General features: G+C 41.5%; 16 protein-coding genes, 4 pseudogenes and 1 other annotated feature. Of the genes and pseudogenes, 15 read left to right on the forward strand and 5 right to left on the reverse strand.

Going from position 1 to position 19,446, the window contains the following annotated elements; genetic code table 11:
- Nucleotides 1-21: 21 nt before the first annotated feature.
- Together E5Y90_RS03610 and E5Y90_RS03615 are read right to left on the reverse strand one after the other, a co-directional pair.
- Nucleotides 22-770, reverse strand: a pseudogene (locus E5Y90_RS03610) (IS3 family transposase); the annotation flags it as partial.
- Nucleotides 379-495: a sequence feature (AL1L pseudoknot), on the reverse strand. It overlaps the preceding pseudogene by 117 nt.
- A gap of 50 nt (nucleotides 771-820) precedes the next feature.
- Nucleotides 821-1,054: pseudogene (locus tag E5Y90_RS03615) on the reverse strand (transposase); the annotation flags it as partial.
- 131 nt (nucleotides 1,055-1,185) lie between these two features.
- Here E5Y90_RS03615 and E5Y90_RS03620 point away from each other — a divergent pair.
- The 3 genes from E5Y90_RS03620 to E5Y90_RS03630 are packed head-to-tail and all read left to right on the forward strand — an operon-like array spanning nucleotide 1,186 to nucleotide 5,053.
- Nucleotides 1,186-2,802 carry an alkaline phosphatase gene (locus E5Y90_RS03620; RefSeq protein ID WP_174659434.1) on the forward strand — a complete coding sequence of 539 codons (1,617 nt, stop codon included), beginning with the start codon at nucleotides 1,186-1,188 and terminating at the stop codon, nucleotides 2,800-2,802.
- Between the two features lie 14 nt (nucleotides 2,803-2,816).
- The gene (locus E5Y90_RS03625) at nucleotides 2,817-4,328 is read left to right on the forward strand and encodes an alkaline phosphatase (RefSeq protein WP_010326316.1); all 1,512 of its coding nucleotides are present in this window, start codon (nucleotides 2,817-2,819) and stop codon (nucleotides 4,326-4,328) included.
- 35 nt (nucleotides 4,329-4,363) lie between these two features.
- Nucleotides 4,364-5,053 carry a hypothetical protein gene (locus tag E5Y90_RS03630; protein WP_228276958.1) on the forward strand — a complete coding sequence of 230 codons (690 nt, stop codon included), beginning with the start codon at nucleotides 4,364-4,366 and terminating at the stop codon, nucleotides 5,051-5,053.
- 73 nt (nucleotides 5,054-5,126) lie between these two features.
- Here E5Y90_RS03630 and E5Y90_RS03635 read toward each other — a convergent pair whose 3' ends face one another.
- Complete coding sequence (locus E5Y90_RS03635) at nucleotides 5,127-6,128, reverse strand: helix-turn-helix transcriptional regulator (protein WP_174659435.1); 1,002 nt, start codon at nucleotides 6,126-6,128, stop codon at nucleotides 5,127-5,129.
- Nucleotides 6,125-7,051: a diguanylate cyclase domain-containing protein gene (locus tag E5Y90_RS03640; protein ID WP_163141003.1), complete on the reverse strand. Its 927-nt coding sequence runs from the start codon at nucleotides 7,049-7,051 to the stop codon at nucleotides 6,125-6,127. The genes E5Y90_RS03635 and E5Y90_RS03640 overlap by 4 nt, the downstream gene beginning before the upstream one ends.
- A 324-nt stretch (nucleotides 7,052-7,375) precedes the next feature.
- Here E5Y90_RS03640 and E5Y90_RS03645 point away from each other — a divergent pair, with 324 nt between their 5' ends.
- The 8 genes and pseudogenes from E5Y90_RS03645 to E5Y90_RS03680 form a co-directional block, all read left to right on the forward strand.
- Nucleotides 7,376-9,862 (forward strand): TonB-dependent receptor, encoded by a 2,487-nt coding sequence (locus E5Y90_RS03645; protein ID WP_174659436.1) that lies wholly within the window; start codon nucleotides 7,376-7,378, stop codon nucleotides 9,860-9,862.
- A 76-nt stretch (nucleotides 9,863-9,938) separates the two neighbouring features.
- A complete protein-coding gene (locus tag E5Y90_RS03650) occupies nucleotides 9,939-11,918 on the forward strand; it encodes a phytase (protein ID WP_174659437.1) in 1,980 nt (659 codons plus the stop codon).
- A gap of 113 nt (nucleotides 11,919-12,031) precedes the next feature.
- Nucleotides 12,032-12,730, forward strand: a complete 699-nt coding sequence (gene tolQ / locus E5Y90_RS03655) for a protein TolQ (protein ID WP_049590884.1) — start codon at nucleotides 12,032-12,034, stop codon at nucleotides 12,728-12,730.
- A gap of 12 nt (nucleotides 12,731-12,742) precedes the next feature.
- Nucleotides 12,743-13,189 (forward strand): protein TolR, encoded by a 447-nt coding sequence (gene tolR / locus E5Y90_RS03660; protein ID WP_174659438.1) that lies wholly within the window; start codon nucleotides 12,743-12,745, stop codon nucleotides 13,187-13,189.
- Nucleotides 13,186-13,947, forward strand: coding sequence for an energy transducer TonB (locus tag E5Y90_RS03665; RefSeq protein WP_218955339.1), 762 nt, complete (start codon nucleotides 13,186-13,188; stop codon nucleotides 13,945-13,947). Before tolR ends, E5Y90_RS03665 begins: the two co-directional genes overlap by 4 nt.
- 120 nt (nucleotides 13,948-14,067) lie before the next feature.
- Entirely contained in the window at nucleotides 14,068-14,226 is a 159-nt protein-coding gene (locus E5Y90_RS17665) for a transposase (RefSeq protein ID WP_163168538.1), read from the forward strand.
- A gap of 292 nt (nucleotides 14,227-14,518) precedes the next feature.
- Nucleotides 14,519-14,791: a hypothetical protein gene (locus E5Y90_RS03675; RefSeq protein WP_174659439.1), complete on the forward strand. Its 273-nt coding sequence runs from the start codon at nucleotides 14,519-14,521 to the stop codon at nucleotides 14,789-14,791.
- A 22-nt stretch (nucleotides 14,792-14,813) separates the two neighbouring features.
- A pseudogene (locus tag E5Y90_RS03680) lies at nucleotides 14,814-15,644 on the forward strand (DUF932 domain-containing protein); the annotation flags it as partial.
- On the opposite strand, the pseudogene E5Y90_RS03685 reads toward E5Y90_RS03680, so the two are convergent.
- Nucleotides 15,645-16,621, reverse strand: a pseudogene (locus tag E5Y90_RS03685) (IS481 family transposase).
- A 32-nt stretch (nucleotides 16,622-16,653) separates the two neighbouring features.
- Here E5Y90_RS03685 and E5Y90_RS03690 point away from each other — a divergent pair.
- The 4 genes from E5Y90_RS03690 (at nucleotide 16,654) to E5Y90_RS03705 (ending at nucleotide 19,346) form a co-directional block, all read left to right on the forward strand.
- Complete coding sequence (locus tag E5Y90_RS03690; RefSeq protein ID WP_174660552.1) at nucleotides 16,654-17,589, forward strand: IS5 family transposase; 936 nt, start codon at nucleotides 16,654-16,656, stop codon at nucleotides 17,587-17,589.
- A gap of 40 nt (nucleotides 17,590-17,629) precedes the next feature.
- Nucleotides 17,630-17,905, forward strand: a complete 276-nt coding sequence (locus E5Y90_RS03695; RefSeq protein WP_228723972.1) for a hypothetical protein — start codon at nucleotides 17,630-17,632, stop codon at nucleotides 17,903-17,905.
- 195 nt (nucleotides 17,906-18,100) lie between these two features.
- A complete protein-coding gene (locus tag E5Y90_RS03700; RefSeq protein WP_174659411.1) occupies nucleotides 18,101-18,964 on the forward strand; it encodes an IS982 family transposase in 864 nt (287 codons plus the stop codon).
- A gap of 85 nt (nucleotides 18,965-19,049) precedes the next feature.
- On the forward strand, nucleotides 19,050-19,346 hold the full coding sequence (locus E5Y90_RS03705; protein WP_174659440.1) for a hypothetical protein: 297 nt from the start codon (nucleotides 19,050-19,052) through the stop codon (nucleotides 19,344-19,346).
- Nucleotides 19,347-19,446: the final 100 nt, after the last annotated feature.

A 19,446-nucleotide genomic window follows, 5' to 3' on the forward strand; every position in this document is an offset into this window, starting at 1 on the left:
AGGTTTGTGCAACAAAGCCTACGTAAAGTCACTCACCCACAGTTGGTCAGGATGATCAGCATTAAAATTACGTTTCACTAAATCATCTGCTCTTTTTTGATCATCTCGGCTACGGGTGGTTTGTTTATTCTTACCACGCCAAACACCTTGTATACCTAGCTTCTGCATCAATCGAGCAACTGTACAACGTGCGATAACATAACCTTCACGTTTCAATTGTTGCCAGACCTTACGCACACCATATCGACCTGAACTTTCTTTCCAAATTCGTTTAATTTGTTCAGCATGATGCTCATCATGTAGATCTCGTTTCGCTCGATGTTCCCTTGCGAAGCAATGCTTCTCATCCGCGAGATCTAAAGTTCGGTAATAGGTTGAAGCTGCGATCGGTAAAATCCTACAAATCGCATCAACACCATATCGATCTTTATTGTTATGGATGAAATCCACCATTATTTGTGTGGGCGGTCGAGCTCCGCCTGGGCGAAAAAAGCGGCTGCTTTACGTAGAATTTCATTGGCACGCTTTAATTCTTTAATTTCACGTTCCATTTGCTTCATTTTTTCTTGATCAGATATCTGTTGTACTTTAATAGGATTTTGCTGATCTAAATGCTTTTGATGCCAGGCACGAAGTGTTTCAGGAGTACAACCAATCTTAGGCGCAATTGCTGTGATTGCAGCCCAAGTAGAAGGATAATCTTTTTCAGATTCAATCAATAATTGAACCGCTCTTTCTCTGATTTCAGGGGTATATTTTAATTTTGTCATCGGGGTAGTCTCTCAGAATATTGACTCTCCGACAAACCCGGTACGGTTCATTGAACAAAACCTGTGACCATGCGTAAAGAGAGTCTAAATAAAGATTTGATCATTAAACAGCATTGAATAGCCTTATCGGAGTAAGTTTGATTTCGACCTTGCTTGTCTTGTGGTTGTGCATACCACTGAGTGTTTGGATCAAACCAAATGGAAATGTTGCCCCGATTAATGAGAGCGCGATTATAGGAAGACCAGTTGGTTGTACGATAAGTTTTAGCAGTATGTTTATTCATTTTGAAATTATAGGACTGAATAAACCTTATAGGCTAGGTTTGTGCAACAAAGCCATGAAAAAGTAGTTAAATGTCATCTTATTTAAATATCTGCGGCGTATGGTTCAGCCATCTTTAGATGGGTTGATGCCATGCTCGGTTCTCTTGAAAAATTCCAATTAAAAACAATCAGCGTGGTATGTATAAGTTTCAGCGCTTTATTGCTTACCGCTTGTCAAACTACTACGATAACGCGAAATCAACAAGCCAATACAGAGCAACAGCTCCAACAAGAAAAAGTCCAACAACCGAAACGTGTGGTCTTTTTTTTGGGTGATGGTATGGGCATCACCACGCTTACCGCTTCACGTATTTATGCTGTTGGTGAAGATGGTCAGTTGGCGATTGATCGGCTGCCTGAGTCTGCTTTTGTTCGTACCTTTTCTGAAGATGCGCAAGTCACGGACAGCGCACCTTCGATGGGCGCGTACATGACCGGTGTGAAGATGAAAAACGAGGTGATCTCGATGCAGACAGGGACAATTGCGGTTGAACCTGACTCAGTAGGGAATAACCAGTGCGCTAGTAACCCACAAAACAAAAATAAGCAAAACACACAGACTTTACTTGAATTAGCCAAAGCAAAGGGCTGGGGGACAGGGGTTGTGACCACAACGCGGATCACGCATGCCACACCAGCATCGACTTATGCGCATATATGCCACCGTGATGCTGAAAATGACATTGCATCACAGTTGGTCCCGAGTTCAAAAGGCGATGATTATCAACGCTATAACCTCAAACTCAAAGATGGAGTCGATGTGGTTTTGGGTGGAGGTAAGCGTCAATTTTTGCCTAAAGATGCAGGTGGAGAACGTACTGATGGGCGCAATCTAATTACCGAGATGCAAAAGGCAGGCTACCGCGTGGTTTTTGATGAAAACCAACTGTCCCAAGTGCAACTGGCGAAAAATGAAAAATTATTGGGTTTATTTAATCACAGCCATTTAAATTACGACTTGGATCGCACCAAGAAAAACTTGGCAGAGCCGAGTCTCAAGCAAATGACGCTGTCTGCTTTAGACATCCTGACGCAAAATAAAAAAGGTTTTTTCCTGATGGTGGAGGGCGGGCGTATAGATCATGCGCTGCATGACACCAATGCCAAACGTGCTTTACAAGACACGATTGCCTTAAATGATGCTTTAGAAGCAACCATTCAAAAGCTTAAACAAAGTGATCCTGAACTTAAAAATACACTGATTGTAATCACAGCCGACCATGATCACACCTTGGTTTTAAATGGTTATGCCAAGCGTACAGGAAAATACGTCGAAGGTAAGGAAACCAGTGTGCTTGGATTGGTAAAAAACTATGATCAAGCGGGCTTTGCTCAAGATATTCATGGTCAACCTTATCCGATTATCGGTTTTGGTACGGGCAAAAAACGCCCCACTCAAAACCGTATGGATGACTTGGTACTGAACTTAAAAGACACTGATGTCTGTCATCCTGTACAAGGGCCAAAGGCACTACAAGGTGAAAAATATAGTTTCACCTATCCTTTGGCTGAAACGGGTTGGTGTACGGGCACTGCTGCGGATGATTTCCAACAAGAAGCTGTGATTCAAACGGGCTATAAAGATAAAGAAACGCATGGCGGTGCAGATGTGTTTTTAGGTGCGATTGGTCAGGGAGCCGATCAGTTCTCAGGTAGCCTTGAAAATATTGAGGTCAATCACCTCATTCGTAAGATCACAGGCTTATAGCAGAGGGATATCACATGAAACATACTTTAAAAACCATCCCATACATGATGCTTCTGCTTACAGCGTCGATTTCTTCAAGTGCTTTGTATGCTGCGGACACCACAGTTACACCGACGAAAAGCGTTATATTCTTTTTAGGCGATGGCATGGGACCAACCACAGTGACGGCAAGTCGTATTTATGCTGTGGGGGAAAATGGCAAACTGGCCATGGACAGCATGAAGCACGCAGCAAGGATTAAAACCTATTCTGAGGATGGTCAAACCACAGATAGCGCTCCCTCTATGGGCGCCTATATGACTGGGCAGAAAAATAAAAATGAAGTGATTGCCATGACAACAGGAACGGTTGCGGTCGAACCTGAAGAAGGAAAATTGCCAAATGGCAAAAGCTTAGCGAAAGCCATCAACCGTTGTCCAGAACAGGGCAGTAGTATGGTCGCAGGGATGCCTGCGTTAAGTATTTTAGAACTGGCAAAAAAGCAGGGTAAAGCGGTTGGCGTAGTGACGACGACCGAACTCACCCATGCCACACCTGCGGCAACCTATGCACATATCTGTCACCGTGATGCGCAATACGATATCGCGCTTCAAGCTGTTCCAAAAGGTAAAGCTTATAATCCAAACTTATTGGATGGCATTAATGTCCTTATGGGAGGCGGCTTAAATCATTGGACGCCTTATGATGCAGTCTCTAACCCCAAAGGGCGCTTGGATGGTCGTGATTTATTGGCAGAGTTTAAACAGCAGGGTTATCAAACCGTTTTAAGCCAAAGTGATTTGGCACAGACGGTCAATACTCAGAAAATTTTCGGCGTATTCTCCACACAGTCGCATTTAAATTTTGATTTGGACCGACTCAAGAAGAATATAGAGACTGAACCGAGTCTGGCGGCGATGACCAGTAAAGCGATTGATGCACTGCAAGCACAGAGTCATGGACAAGGCTATTTCTTGATGGTTGAGGGTGGGCGTATTGACCATGCGCTACATGCTAATAATGCCAAACGGGCATTGCAGGAAACCAAGGCATTTAATGATGCAATTCAAACTGCACTGGATAAAGTGGATTTGAGCAATACCTTGATTGTAGTGACGGCAGACCATGACCATGTGATGACCTTTAATGGTTATGCCGCACGAACGGGTCAAACGACGGAAACTAATCCAGGTATTTTGGGGCTGAGCTATGACTATAATATTGCAAAAGAGCAAAATGCTTACAGCAAAGTGCTGGCTGATGGCCAAGTACATAATCCATACCGCGATGTAAATGGGGCAACAGGAACGACGCTTGTTTTTGGAAATGGTACGGGTAAACGTTTAGATATTCGTGACAGTATTAGCAACGAGCAAGCCTTTGCTGACGACTATAAACAAGAAGTCGGGGTACAACTGACGAAAAGCGAAACACATGGCGGCGGAGATGTGATGCTGTTTGCTGAAGGAAAGAATTCAAATCTATTCAAAGGCACACAAGAAAATACATGGGTATTTGAGCAATTGAAAAAGGCGTTTGGATTCTAATGGATACAAGATTTATACGGCCGTTCAAATTCAAAATGAAATTCTTAGCATTGTCTTTCAGTTTGCTCAGTCCATGGGTATGGTCGGCCGATGAATATCGTATTGATTATCAGATTGAACGATTGGATGCCAATGGGGTCACGACCATTCAAAAATACAGTGAGAAAATAATTCGAGATGAGCAAAATATTTGGATTGAACGTTTAAACACACAAACGCATGCTGACGAAGCCCAGACACATAGCAACGCTCATGTGTCTGCCAAAACAGACACCCATGAGCATGTGAGTTTTGACAGTGCAATTCAGTGGATGCAGCGCAAAGATGTAGTCGGGCAAGCAAACGTAGAAAGTCCGTTTCAGCGTTTTTATATTTTGCCAGATGAAAAAATGCGGGTGCAATTGCAGGATGTCGATCAAGAAATGCTAGGGATGAAAAACTGTTGGCGCTGTGAATATAGTTTGATTCATCCTGACATTTTAAAGCGAGCACAATTGATTCAACGTGATCCGAAGTTAGCGCATTATCAAATACGCAGTGCTGGGCAAACGTTGAATATTATATGGAGTGAACAGGATCAACTGGTTCAAAAATACGAATTGCTCAAACCGACCTCAGGCTATGCCAAAACCTTTACCGTGCGCAAAATTGGCCAACATGTTGCTATACCTTGGACACAAACAGAAAAATACAGCGAACGTGACTATGCGGACTTTAGTGATTAGCCGATGAGTTTTTGACTTTTAATTTCGACGTTACAATAGAAATACCCGTGATTTTTTTGGGAAAAATAAGCGCTTAGGACTGTGCCGCTTGTACGGTTAAACCACTCCACCGCTTAAACGCACGTCGAAAATTAGTGGCATCGTTAATTTGTAAATACTGAGAAATCTGTTCAGTTTTAAAACCATGTACACGATATAAAATGATGGCAGTATGCAAACGACTTTGATCGAGTTGCGCCTGAAAATGGGTCTGATGCTTTTTCAGTTTACGTTTTAAGGTGGCAGAACTCATTTGAAAATAGTCAGCGGTTTGTTCAAGTTGAATATTATTTTGAATATTCTGCATTAAATATTGGTGCAAACTGAGCAAAAAATTCTGTTGAATATTTTGAGCTGTCATTTCTTTCAGCGCATATTGATAACTGATTGAAGCTAAGGTCGAAGAGGCATTGGGAAGTTTTTCATAAATCAAATCGCGAGGTAGGCTCATCATGTTGATCGGGCGATTAAACTCTAAAGCACTGCCTAAATGTGTCCAATATTGTTCAATATAATCCGGTTCAGAAAAATTAAACTCGAATTTCCACGCTAATTTGGCTTGGTACAGTTGACGGCTAAACGCTTGTACTGCACTCATTGCGCTTTCGATTAAAAAGCGATTTTCAAGCTTGTTTTCATCTAACCAATAAATATGAATATGGCTTTGACTGTACATGAGTCGAGGGCATAACCAAGGTGAAACGGACGCGGAAAATGTTAAATAACGGCTAAGTGCCTCATCGAAGGTCGATGCATAAAGCATGGATTTAATGGCGTCATTAAAGGGGGTGGTTAGGCTGCGTTGACCAAATAAAAAACTGATGTCCTGATTGCGAAAACACTGTTCAGCATTTTTTAAAACCTGTTGTAACTGTTGTTGACTAATTAGTTTTTGCCCCGAAAAGATATCTTCTAAGAAAATACTGCTGCCACTGAGCAGGACGTGATGTTCGACTTCATGACTCGCTGCCAAATCAATTAAAATAGACAATTGATGATGCGCAGGAATGTAGCTGTAGTCGCATTCAAAGCTCATACCATGACTCGCTTCGGTGAGTAGTACTGCTTCACTTGGAGCAATTGCTGATTTAAGGCACTCAAGAGTTGTTGGGCAGTTTGGTATTGTCCGACAGCGCAGCAGGTCGTGAGTGCTTTTAGAGGAATGTGCACAGACAGATCACGTTGATAATAAGCACTGACCATAAGCATGCGTTCAAGTTGAGCAGCCATTTTTTCAGCCTGTTGTAGCTTAGTCTCTGGTAACAACATAATAAAACGATCTCCTGCGAAGCGGCAGAGCAGGTCTTGTGGTCGTAAGTTTAAGCTAATCAATTGTGAAACATGCTGTAAAATAGATGTGCCTTCATCAAAGCCATGTGTTTGATTAATCTGATTAAAATTATGCATATCTAGCAGTATGACGGACATGTCGCTGGGTTCATGCAAGTTTTGCTCGATTGCGGCTTTGAGCTGTGTTTTAAAATAATGAGCATCGGCCAAAGGGGTGAGTGCATCGAATAAGCGATGATCCCGATAAATACGTTCTCGTTTTTGCATGTGTTTAGAAATTGCCTGTTCTTCTTGATGCCAAAAATAAATCCCGATGGTAAATAGATACAGTCCAATTGGAAAAGGAATGGACTCAAGCCATGCATCCCACATGATTTCTTTAGGCAGGCGAATAAACTCATCTAAGCTGTCCATCCACATGTGGAAAAAAATAAAACACAGTCCATAAAAGATATAGTTGGTTACACGGCCCAAAGGACGGCTTTTAATAATAAAGAAAATCCAAATACCAATAAAAACAGTTGCTCCCCCTTCACCTAAAATATCGACCCAGTTCCATTCAGCAAATGACTTGCTCTGCCCAAGTAAGATAAACAACCAAAGGGATAAGCTACAGGCAGTCGCTACACATAATAAAGGCCAGCGGTAGTAAGCAAAGTATTTAGGCATAGCATTTTTTGAAATGATTTATTTTCGCCCAAGCTAAACAGATTTAGATGACAGTTTGATGGCAATGGCTAGGGTCAAAATAGATCAGGGTATTTTTGATTTTTGAGAATAAAAATGCTGAAAAACCCTATCTTTGAGGTGAATATGCATCATTCTGTATGCTCAGTATTTTCTCTATACAGATCAAATTAGCTCATTTTTTGCTGAAAAAGGCCAAAAACAAATAAAAAGGACAGATCGTAAAAGGCACTGTCACATCATGTTCACATTCAATTTCTATTGTGCGTTCAAACCATGCCACTTTGGCTTGAGGGGAAGAACATAATGCAAAATAATCAGAGCCGTTTCATGAAACATAAGCGTGCGGGTTTTCAGCTCAGCACACTGGTCCTGTCAATGCTGAGCATGACGCATCTACATGCCGAAGATAACACGGTGGAATATGTACAGGTCATTGGTCAAGCTGCAAGTATGGATAAAGCACTCAAAGAACAAAAACGTGCCGACCAAATCAGCAGTGTGGTACATGCCGATGGCATTGGACAATTACCCGATGACAATGCCGCAGAAGCGTTGCAACGGATACCAGGTGTATCTACAGAGCGTGACCAAGGCGAAGGACGTTTTGTTTCCGTTCGTGGTTTAGGCGCTGACTTAAATGCAGTAACCATCAATGGTACTTTGGTTCCCGCGCCTGAAAGCGATCGCCGTGGCGTAGCATTGGATGTCTTACCTTCAGAGCTAGTACAGTCATTGGCTGTGGTGAAAACGCTGACACCAGACATGGATGCCAACTCATTAGGTGGTACGGTGCAGGTTGAAAGTTTATCGGCTTTTGACCATGACGGTTTGTTTTATACGGGAACGATTGAAGGTGGTTATGATGAAAAACGGGAAAAATATAGCCCTAAAGCATCTGGTGCTATCAGTAATCGTTTCAGTGTTGGTGAGGGGCAAGACAACCTTGGGGTGGCACTGGCACTGAGTTATCAAAACCGAAAATTTGGCTCGGACAATGTTGAAACGGGTGGGGCTTGGGATGGTGACGCACTTGAAGAAACCGCAATGCGTCAATATGACATCGAGCGTGAGCGCATTGGTGCGGGTTTAAACTTTGATTACCGTCCGAATGACAGAGGCGAATACTATTTAAGAACTTTATATAGTCGCTTTAAAGACACTGAATCACGTCAGGAAGTGGCGGCTGAATTTTCTGATCCACAACTTGCAGGCCAGCGTGGTGATGCAGAAGTGACTCGTTCACTGAAGAGCCGTGAAGAAACACAAGAAATACAGTCTTTTGTCCTCGGTGGTAAGCAAGGTTTTGGCACGTGGACGGTGGAAGGTCAGCTCGGTTATAGCGAAGCATCGGAGGAAAATCCAGGGGGAATTTCGGGGGCAAAATACCAAGGTGATTTTAGTAATATTGGATTTAATAGTACGCAAAAACCTGTAATTACGGCAGACCAAGATTTTTATGATGCGGCCAACTATGAGTTAGATTCGGTGTCGTGGGAAAAATCTAAAACCACCGATAAAGAATACAACGGTAAATTAGACTTTTTGAAAGACTATATGCTGGGGAATTATGCTGCTGTATTGAAGTTCGGCGGAAAAATCAGTCAACGTGAAAAAACCAACAATACCGATGAATGGAAATATGAAGATCTCAGTACGTCAAGTTCAGATTTCAATTCAAACAGCCATTATGAACTGGGTCAGTTTGGTCCAACCATTAATAAAAACGCTATTAAAGATAAAATCAGTGGATTAAATCCAAATGATTATGTGGTTGCTGACGGTTCAATCATTAATGACTTTAAGTCGAATGAAGACATACAAGCGGCTTATGTCATGAATACCGTTGATTTGGATCAACTGCGTGTGATTGCAGGCTTACGTTATGAAAATACCAACTTTGAAGCACGTGGTTTTGAGTTCAACGATGATGTGATCACTGCGACTAAATATAAAAATGACTATGATCATTGGTTGCCAAGCCTACATTTACGTTATCAATTGGCCGATAACGCTTACCTCCGTGCCGCTTGGACCAATAGTGTGGTACGTCCAAACTTTGCGCAAAGTGCACCAAGTGTTTATATCGATGGCGATGAAGCTGAGTTTGGTAACCCAATGTTAAAGCCTTTAGAATCTTCTAACTTTGATTTGGGGGTGGAAAAGTATTTTGGCAAAGCCAGTATGGTGGGTTTCTACGCATTTTATAAAGATATCGATAACTTTATTTATAACACCAATATTGCAGGAACAGGGCAATGGGCTGACTTTGATGAAGCTATAACCTATAAAAATGGTAATGAAGCAAAACTGTACGGGATGGAGTTTGCCTACTCACAAAAGTTTGACCATCTAGGAGCACCATGGAACGGGTTCTTGTTGGGTTTAAATACCACCTTTAGTAAGTCAGAGGCGGATATTGATTCGATGAAAGATGGCGAACTTCTGAGCCGTCGTATTCATTTACCAAACCAGTCGGATGTGGTCGGTAATGCCATGATTGGTTGGGAAAATGAGCGCTTTGGTGTACGACTTTCAGCAAATTATAAATCGAACTATTTGTATGCATTAGGTGATATCGACACGCCAGAAAAAGACATTTATACCGATGACCAAATCTTCCTTGATTTCAGTAGTCATGTGAATTTATCTAAAAACTTACAATTGACGTTTGATGTGCAAAACATCACCGATGAAACTTATTACAACTATGCAGGCTCTAAGGCTTATAACGCTCAATATGAAGAATATGGCCCAGCATACAAACTTGCACTGACCTACACCCATTTTTAAGTCGAATTAAATTTAGTTCTCAGGTTTGCTCAGTAAAAGCAGACCTGAGTTTCCTTGCCCAATTTTGAGTGTCTCTATGAAATTTTCATCTTTTAAATTGTCTGCTTTAAGCAGTTGCTTGCTGTTATTGAGCGCATGCAGTCAGCACAGCGTGCCCCAAGCTCCGCAAAATAGCCAGTCGTTAAGCTCGGCTGAAATACCAATAGATCAGCCTATGGCAGCGAAGTTGCAATTACGTGAAGTCGACATGAATGGGGCAAAAACTGAGGATGTGCAATGGTTAAGCTTGAGTGCATGGCCTGAGGTTGCCGCACTGTTGAGCAGTAAAAACAAAGGGCTACAAATCTTAGATGATCAACAAAATGTACTACATCAAATTCAAGGTCAGTTTGGGCGTTTTGATTATCGGATTGGTTCGGAGCGTTTATTGATTGCTGCGTCAAATTTGCAACAACAGCAAATTCAACTGATGAGCATGAACTTAAAAAATAAAGCATGGGACAAACCCAGCTTTATTCCAAAGCGTTCATTTAAGTCTGAAGATGTTTGCTTATATACCGATGCTCAAGGGCTGAGTTTTGCTTTTTTAGTAGGCGAAGAGGGGCTTGGTGAACAATGGTTGGTGGCTCAGCATGAGAAGGCTTTGAGTCAACCACAGTTGGTACGCCGTCTCAGTTTTCCACCTGCTAGTAGTGTATGCAAAGTGAATGATGCCACAGCAGAGCTGTTTATTAATGAAGCGAATGTTGGCGTTTGGGCATATCCAGCTCATTCCGAAGCAGACATGGTGCGTCAGGCGGTGGATCTCGTGCAACCCTTTGGTTCGATTCAAGGTTCACCTTCTGCAATTGCGATTGTAGATGATCATGTCGCTGTACTCGATGCGGAAAAACCTTTGCTTTATCGCTATCAAAAGCAAGATAAGCAATGGAAAGCACAGCCACCCTTACAATTAGACACGGTGAAAGAAGCAGAGACTTTGAGTGTTCAAGGTAATTTAACCGATAAATCCTTGCTGATTTTAGATGATAAAACCGTAAAAGTGACAGATGTGGAATGGGAAACTCAGACCCAGACCAAAGCTCAGAATATCATCACCATTCTAGCAGAAGTGCAGACGGAGGGTGTGCCAAGTACAGGTGACGCGGCTGATGATCCTGCGATTTGGCATAACGCTACACAACCGAGTCAATCCCGCATTTTAGCGACAGATAAACAAGGTGGTTTACAGGTTAACGATTTACAGGGCAAAACCGTGCAGTATTTGCCAGTAGGGCGATTGAATAATGTTGATGTACGCCACGGTTTTAAATGGGGCAATCAAACGGTCGATTTGGCTGTGGCATCGAACCGAGATCATAACAGCCTGCATCTCTTTGCGATTCAACCCAAAACGGGCAAGGTTTCTGTGCTCGGCGAGCTAGCAACTACATTGGATGATATTTATGGCATTTGTATGTACCGCGATGCTCAAGGGGAAATCTATGCCATTCCCAACGATAAAAACGGGACTTTTGTTCAATACCACATCACGGCTGCACAGCAAAAATTACGGGCTGAAGAAGTACAACGTTTTTCAGTTCAAACCCAACCTGAAGGCTGTGTCGTAGACGATGCCACAGGACGTATTTTCTTGGGTGAAGAAGATGTCGCGGTGTGGGTAAAAGATCTCAACCCAAAAACTCAGCTCCCTATGCAGCAGGTGATAGGTGTAGGAGAGGTGATGCATGATGACATTGAGGGAATGGGACTTTATCACGGTAAAAAGCAAAGTTATTTGGTAGTTTCAAGCCAAGGCAATGACAGCTTTGTGGTGCTTGATGCCGCAGCACCTTACACGGTTCTTGGCGCATTTCGTATCGGCATCAATACCGACAAAGGCATTGACGCTGTGTCTGAAACAGATGGACTAGATGTGAGTTCCCTAAATTTTGGTGGCAAATGGAAGCGAGGCATGTTGGTGGTGCAAGACGGACGTAAACGTATGCCTGAAACCAATCAGAACTTTAAATATGTGCCTTGGGAAAAAATCGCCCAAGCGCTGCATTTGGACTAAATAACTCTTTAGTACTTTAGTACCTGAGTGAGTACATGGGCTGCTAAAGAATCACAGCCCATTTTAAAAATATATATGTACTGCACCATGCAGTAAAAAAATTGGAGTGCGTTATGCAAGCAACGATGGATCAAATGTCAGTTTGGATGTTGATTAGCCATGCCAGTGTGTTGGTAAAAGTAGTGATGTTGATTTTGGTTTTATCCTCAGTCGTAAGTTGGTATTTAATCGTGCGTCACGGCATGTTACTTCGTGGACAAGAGCAGCTTTGGAACCGTTTTTTAAAGAATTTTAGACAGCAAAAAGATCTCAATCTTTTACAGCAAGATTACCAACAGCCTGAACAACAAAAAGGCGTTGTCAGCATTTTTCAACATGGGGTGGATGAATACCATCAATTGATCAAAGATGAGCAACTCACCACAAGTGATGTGATTGATGGGGTAGAACGTCGTTTACTCAGTAGTATTAGTGAAGAAGAAGAAAAGCTTCAGCAGAATCTAACCTTTCTCGCAACAGTCGGTTCAGTCAGCCCTTATATAGGCTTATTTGGAACGGTCTGGGGCATTATGAATGCGTTTATTGGACTGTCTGCCGTTGAACAGGCAACCCTCAATACAGTTGCACCAGGGATTGCAGAAGCGCTGATTGCGACAGCTATTGGTTTATTTGCCGCTATTCCTGCGGTCGTGGCGTATAACCGCTTTTCGGCACGTGCTGACAAGCTTTCCAGTCGTTATTACGGTTTTGCCAATGAGTTGCAAACGCGTATTTATCGTTTGTTGGGGCACACTGAGCGCACTTCGCGTTAAGGAGCAAGAACCATGATTAAGCGTCCTCAAAAATTCAAACCCAATGCTGAAATGAATGTGGTTCCTTATATTGATGTCATGTTGGTGTTGTTGGTAATTTTTATGGTGACTGCACCAATGTTGACGCAAGGCATTCAAATTGATTTGCCTAAAGTGGATGCCAATGTCATGCCCGCGTCACAACAGCAGCGTATTGTAACCTTATCTATTCAAGCCAATGGCCAGTATTACTGGAATATTGGATCAGAAGTGAATACCGAGAAAGTTACGGATCAGGCCATTGATTTAGCCACTATGCAACAAAAGCTCGTTCCGATTATTCAAAAAGATAAAAGCTTACAGTTTTATGTACGTGCCGATCAGGATGCTGATTATCAACTGGTTGCACAGGCCATAGCATCCTTGCAAAAAAGTGGGGTAACGAACTTGGGGCTAGTGACAGAGGAACCACAATCATGATGACAACCGTTTCCAAAATTAGGTTTCGTGATCAAGGCCTAGCACTTTCGGTCACGGCTGGATTGCATATTGCGCTAATTGCATGGTTATGTACGGTTGAGATGCATGAAACATTGGCGGAACCCAAGCCGAAAACCATTCAATTACAATTTGTGCAAATACCCCCTCCAGCCAAACAACAACCTGAACCTAAAAAGCCTGAGCCGATAGTCGAAGAAAAACCCTTACATGGGCCTGTCAAGAAACAGCTTGAGAAACCTACTGAAGTCCAACCGAAAACCACCAAGAAGTTTGTAGAGTCACAGAGCAACAAAATTGTACCTACAGCGTCTAAACCGACACAGCAAGTCGTGACGGAAAAGCAAACGGCTGTAGCGGAATCTCAGAAAACAGTAGATACGCAGTCTCAAGCGGATATACCAACTCAGACGAAGACCCAGAAATCAGTAGAACCTAAAGCACAAACTCATCCTGAATCATTTGATGTTAAAAATTATCAACCTGTTACAAAAATAGCACCAGCTTATCCTGAACAAGCTTTGGATCGTCAGCTAGAGGGGGATTGTACGGTGGTGTATAGCGTGAACGAAAAAGGACGGGTAGAAAATCCAAAGGCACAAGGCGACTGCCATCCGATGTTTGTACGACCTTCGATTCAGGCTGCTCTCACTTTTAAATATCAGCCTCGTCTCGTCGATGGCAAACCGACCAGTGTGTCGAATGTTAAAAATACCTTCCAATATCGTATTGAAAGTTAATCTTATTCCGTGGGTGCCATAAATTCTCCTTTAAGCTCTTTTCATTTCTATATTTTTCAATTGCCCGTACTCTTCTTGCCGATAATATTTAGTAGCAAATTCAAGATACTATAAGATTACATGGTTATTACTGCTCAAAAAAACAGTAAAAATATCATAGAAGCTATTTTATGGAAGCTATGTACGGGTGCGACATGGCATGATATTCCTCAAGAGCTCTGCCCTTTGCAAACTGCTTACAATCGATTTCATCACAGGCAAGTTAAGATACTTTTTTAACTGTCATGATCCTGAGCAGATCCAAGAATACACGGAATTGGGTATTTTAGGTGTTGGTCGAATCCACAGAAATAATTCTAGTGAAGTAGAAAAAATGGCTAATGCTGTGCGCTATTTAGTACGGCCTGAAAAAGATGCGCAACATCTGCGTGTGAAATGCAAAGCCAAGATGCGTACATTTCAATGAGTTGAAAATAATCTCAAATATACATTATCTAGATGAAAACGAGTTTTTTTAACTTTGCAATGCTTGCCAATCGGTGAGCCTTTGTCATTTCTAGAGGTATATATTATGAGTTTAAATTGTCCTTATTGCTTATCGGATCAAGTCATTCAGGTAGTGAATCAGCAGGTGAGTGGGTCTGATTCTACAGGTCTAGCCGCATCTGCATCGTTCGCAACTATCGGTGCAACCATTTCAAAGGGTTTACCTTTGCCTGTATCACCACTGCTTGGCGGGCTTGCAGTCATTGGTGGCCTATTCAGTAGTGTGTTTGATGAGCCTAAAAAGCCGATCACGCTGACGTATTACCATTGCAACCACTGTCAGCAAAACTTTCGTTGAATCATCATAGGAGATAAGAACGATGGCACATCAAATCGAACAAATCGCCTATGTTGGCGAAACCCCTTGGCATGGTCTGGGTAATCAACTCAGTCCGAACCAACCACTCGAAGTTTGGGCACAGCAAGCTGGGATGGACTGGCGGATAGAATCCTCTAACGTCAGCTATATGGCACAGAATGAGCGTGGTCAGAGCATCATCATGCCATTTGAAGAGCAGCGTGTCTTGTATCGTTCAGATACCCATGCACCTTTATCTGTAGTCAGTCAGCGTTATCAGGAAGTTCAGCCTAAAGAGATTCTGGAGTTCTACCGGGATCTGACTGAGCAATCTGGCTTTGAGTTAGAAACCGCAGGGGTTTTGAAAGGCGGGAAGAAGTTCTGGGCTTTGGCACGTACAGGTCAAAGTTCCGCTTTAAAGTCTAAGGATGTCAGTAATGGTTATATCCTGCTGGCTACTGCGTGTGATGGCACCTTGGCAACGACAGCACAGTTCACCAGTATCCGGGTGGTCTGTAACAACACTTTAGCTATTGCGCTACGTGGACAGAGCAGTAGTGCTGGAGTGGTGAAGGTTCCACATAGTACCAAGTTTGACGCAGAGAAAGTGAAACAGCAATTGGGTATTTCAGTGCGTGCATGGGATGAGCACATGTATGAGATGAAACAGCTCACGCAGCGTAAGGTGAGTCAACAGGAAGCCAAGGCTTACTTTGATGCCGTGTTCAATAACAGCACCATGTCAATTTCTGATCCTGAAGAAAACATCATTCAGTTCTATCGTAATGTCGCACAGCAAGTTCAGGAGAAAAAGCCTGAACCGAATGGTCGCGCCATGAATAAAGTGTGTGATTCATAGAGATCGTTTCAATTTAGCGATCTCTAAATCCATCTTGTAATTGGCATGTTGAATCCGTTCATTGGATGGGTTGTATTGCTTCTGGACCTCATCAGAGAAAGGGGTTTCTTCACATAATTCAAAGTACCTTTCCATCGGTGTTTTACCTTTCAAAGCTGAATGTGGTCTCATCCAGTTATAGTATAGTAATGCTGCCATTCGGCTAGCTTGTCTTGAATATCTTCAGAATTAATATCGACAGTAGCGTAGAACTCAGATTTATCAGTCTTTTGAGAGCGCTCTACCTTGCCATTCAAATGAGGTGAACCTGGTTTATTTGGCCTAAATTTGATTCCATGCTGCATCAATTTTTTCTGTACTTTTTCAGCAAAAAATTCCCGCCCTCGATCGGTCTGTATTCGCTGTATGGGAAAAGGCATTTCTTCAATTACGCAGTCTAAAAAGTCGAGCGTATTCGCTGCTGTTCGGCGTTTATATATCCTTAAAACGCGATATCGTGTGCAGTCATCGATAGATGTGTACTGATATAGCCCAGGACCCAATTTACAAGTATCCATTTGAATCCTATCGCCTGGTAATGGGCGTTCATAACGAATGAAATCTACTTTACGACGGAATTTTTTAATCGGTTTGACTTGATGGGTGGATAGTACTTTATGGATAGTCGCTAAGGACAACGAGACTCCGTGCAGCCTCATCAATTCTGTTTGCAAACGTCGAGCACCCAGATTTCTAGCCGAGCGCATTTCCAATATTAAGGCTTCTAGCTCAGCATTGATTTTAGTATTTGGAGATTTTAATGGGCGTTTACTCTGACTATTTAATCCATCAATACCTTGCTCAGAATATCGTTTCCACCACTTGCGTAATGTTGGTCTAGAAATGCCACATCTCCGACAGACTAGGCCAGCATCATTGGTCTCTTCAAATAATTTAACCCATACGAGTCTTTGTTGAATTTCTCTGTTCATAGACACCAATTATATTGAAATGATGTCTATGAATCACACATAAACATACTGCTAAAACTTATCGTACAACCAACTGGTCTTCCTATAATCGCGCTCTCATTAATCGGGGCAACATTTCCATTTGGTTTGATCCAAACACTCAGTGGTATGCACAACTACAAGACAAGCAAGGTCGAAATCAAACTTACTCCGATAAGGCTATTCAATGCTGTTTAATGATCAAATCTTTATTTAGACTCTCTTTACGCATGGTCACAGGTTTTGTTCAAAGTCTGATTAAACTTTGTGGATTAAATTGGACCGCACCAGATTACAGTACGCTTTGTCGAAGACAAAAACATATTAATATTGCGATTAGCTATCAAAAAAGTAGTGATGGGCTACATCTACTCGTCGACTCAACTGGCTTAAAGTTTCTAGGTGAAGGTGAGTGGAAACGTAAGAAACATGGACCTGAATATCGTCGCCAATGGCGTAAGCTTCATATTGGCATCGATGCTGAAACCTTGCAAATACGTGCAGTACAGCTTACTACAAATAATGTGAGCGATTCGCAAGTACTCGGTGATTTACTTGCTCAAATTCCCTTAGATGAACGAATTGATTCGGTCTATACCGATGGTGCTTATGACACGAAGCACTGCAGACAAGTCATTCTAGATCGAGATGCACATGCGGTCATTCCGCCAAGAAAAAATGCAAAACCATGGAAAGATCAGAAATTGAGATCTTTAGAGCGGAATGAGTTACTGAAAACAGTTAAACGTTTAGGAAGAACGCTTTGGAAAAAATGGTCTGGTTATCATCGTCGAAGTTTAGTTGAAACCAAGATGCATTGCATCAAACTATTAGGTGATAAATTAACAGCAAGGAGTTTTTCTAGTCAGGTGAATGAGATTCATGCACGCATAGCCGTATTGAACAAATTTACAGAATTAGGTCGTCCTCATACCCAAGTTGTCACTTGAATTCTGTTCAAATGAGCAGAGTGTTGTCTTTTAAATCTTTGTGCAACAAAGCCGTTTTGAACCCCTTGTAAAATTAAAAAATACCCAATCTGAAGTGTTTCTAGGTTTAATTTCCTCAAAAAATGAATATCTAGAAAGTGAAGCAGAAATTTCGAAACGTATCACTAAAGCGACTCAATTTTTACCCATTGAGCAACTTGGACTGTGTTTGCAAAGTGGCTTTGCTTCCACTGAAGAAGGCAACCAGCTGTCTTATGATACACAGTGGGCGAAAATTAAATTAATGAATCAAGTTGCCAAAAAGTTCTGGCCTTAATTTGATTATAGGTATCTTGTCGAAGTGATGAGTAAACGCAGGTGTGCACTGAAATTATTCTTAACTGTACCTACTTTATTCATCCTTTTGTATGGTATTTAACCTGAGTTCGATATAAAAAAGAGTATAAAAAAAAGCCTTGTATTTGTAACATATTGGTTATCAAGACAAAATGTTATAAAACAAGGCTTTTCAATGGATCATATTACCGAATTATTTTGTATTTTGGATGATTTCTGCAAAAAATTTAATAAATCTTTAGAGAAAGCTTTAATTTCTGATCAAAAATCCAGGCTAAAAAAGTCAGCTTTAAGCTTGTCTGAAGCAATGACCATTGTCATTTTATTTCATCAATCCGGGTTTAGATTCTTCAAATATTTTTATTGCCAAATGATCGTTCCATTCTGGAAATCTGCTTTTCCTAAACTGCTTAGCTACAACCGATTTATTGAAATTATGCCCCGTTGTTTGCAGGCTCTGAGTAGTTTCTTCCATCAAGTAAAAGGAAAAGATACGGGAATCAGTATCATTGACTCCACTAAATTGGTAGTTTGCCATAATCTTCGGATTAAAAGGCATCGTGTATTTAAAGGTTTGGCAGGTCGTGGAAAAAGTAGTACGGGGTGGTTTTATGGTTTTAAATTACATTTGGTTATCAATAATTTAGGTGAAATAATTAACCTCAAACTGACATCAGGAAATGTTCATGATGTTGCTATATTAGATTCTTTAACTCAAGAATTAAAAGGGATCCTACTCGGAGACAAAGGCTATTTGAGCAAAGCAAAAGCCGAAGTTTTAGCAGCAAGAGGACTGAAAATATTGACCCCATCACGTCGGAATATGAAAAACAAACCTATCCAAACAGAAGAAGAAAAACAATTGCTTTGCAGAAGAGGATTAATAGAGACAGTGAATGATCAATTAAAAAATTTACATCAACTTGAACATTCACGTCATCGTTCGGTAAATAACTTCATGGTGAATATCATGGCTGCTGTAGTGGCTTATTGTTTGAATCCCAATAAGCCAACTTTCCAAAATATGTTAAAAGGCTAAGTGGATTTCATCGAACTCAGGTTATTTAAATTAATCACCAAGTTTGAAATTTTTAAGTCGGTTATTCGTTGGTCTGAGAGTAAATATGTTAAAGGATAAAGAGTTTATTGGTCGTGTATGTCGAATGATACATAGCAATAACCCAATTGATTTTAGTGTGTTCAAGGTAATACGTTCGAAAGAGAATTCGATTCTAGGTTTTGAGATAGCTAGAAAAAATACTAATGATGAGCAATCTGAAATTGTTCTAAAGGATGAGTTGAGATTTCAGGATCATTATACTTGGATCAGTGGTTCTGACTTGATTATTCAATTACTTGAGCAAAAAATTAACACGCTACGCCGTCAAGTGAAGATCAGCTCATCCCAAAGGAAAAAATAGAATTTTGGTTGAGTTCATCAGAATATCTTTAAATGGGCTAGGTAGCGATAGGCCTTTAAGCCATTGAGCGTTTTTTAATCAATGATGTTGGATAGATCAA

Source organism: Acinetobacter sp. 10FS3-1, from assembly GCF_013343215.1.
GTDB classification, from domain to species: Bacteria; Pseudomonadota; Gammaproteobacteria; order Pseudomonadales; family Moraxellaceae; genus Acinetobacter; species Acinetobacter lwoffii_C.

Bases quoted from the DNA above. Each gene is read 5' to 3' on its own strand.
- E5Y90_RS03675 (WP_174659439.1), top strand. From the start codon at position 14,519: ATGAGTTTAAATTGTCCTTATTGCTTATCGGATCAAGTCATTCAGGTA.
- E5Y90_RS03630 (WP_228276958.1), top strand. From the start codon at position 4,364: ATGAAATTCTTAGCATTGTCTTTCAGTTTGCTCAGTCCATGGGTATGG.
- E5Y90_RS03620 (WP_174659434.1), top strand. From the start codon at position 1,186: ATGCTCGGTTCTCTTGAAAAATTCCAATTAAAAACAATCAGCGTGGTA.
- E5Y90_RS03705 (WP_174659440.1), top strand. From the start codon at position 19,050: ATGTTAAAGGATAAAGAGTTTATTGGTCGTGTATGTCGAATGATACAT.
- E5Y90_RS03700 (WP_174659411.1), top strand. From the start codon at position 18,101: ATGGATCATATTACCGAATTATTTTGTATTTTGGATGATTTCTGCAAA.
- E5Y90_RS03665 (WP_218955339.1), top strand. From the start codon at position 13,186: ATGATGACAACCGTTTCCAAAATTAGGTTTCGTGATCAAGGCCTAGCA.
- E5Y90_RS03645 (WP_174659436.1), top strand. From the start codon at position 7,376: ATGCAAAATAATCAGAGCCGTTTCATGAAACATAAGCGTGCGGGTTTT.
- E5Y90_RS17665 (WP_163168538.1), top strand. From the start codon at position 14,068: ATGGTTATTACTGCTCAAAAAAACAGTAAAAATATCATAGAAGCTATT.
- E5Y90_RS03625 (WP_010326316.1), top strand. From the start codon at position 2,817: ATGAAACATACTTTAAAAACCATCCCATACATGATGCTTCTGCTTACA.
- E5Y90_RS03635 (WP_174659435.1), bottom strand. From the start codon at position 6,128: ATGAGCTTTGAATGCGACTACAGCTACATTCCTGCGCATCATCAATTG.
- tolQ (WP_049590884.1), top strand. From the start codon at position 12,032: ATGCAAGCAACGATGGATCAAATGTCAGTTTGGATGTTGATTAGCCAT.
- tolR (WP_174659438.1), top strand. From the start codon at position 12,743: ATGATTAAGCGTCCTCAAAAATTCAAACCCAATGCTGAAATGAATGTG.
- E5Y90_RS03650 (WP_174659437.1), top strand. From the start codon at position 9,939: ATGAAATTTTCATCTTTTAAATTGTCTGCTTTAAGCAGTTGCTTGCTG.
- E5Y90_RS03640 (WP_163141003.1), bottom strand. From the start codon at position 7,051: ATGCCTAAATACTTTGCTTACTACCGCTGGCCTTTATTATGTGTAGCG.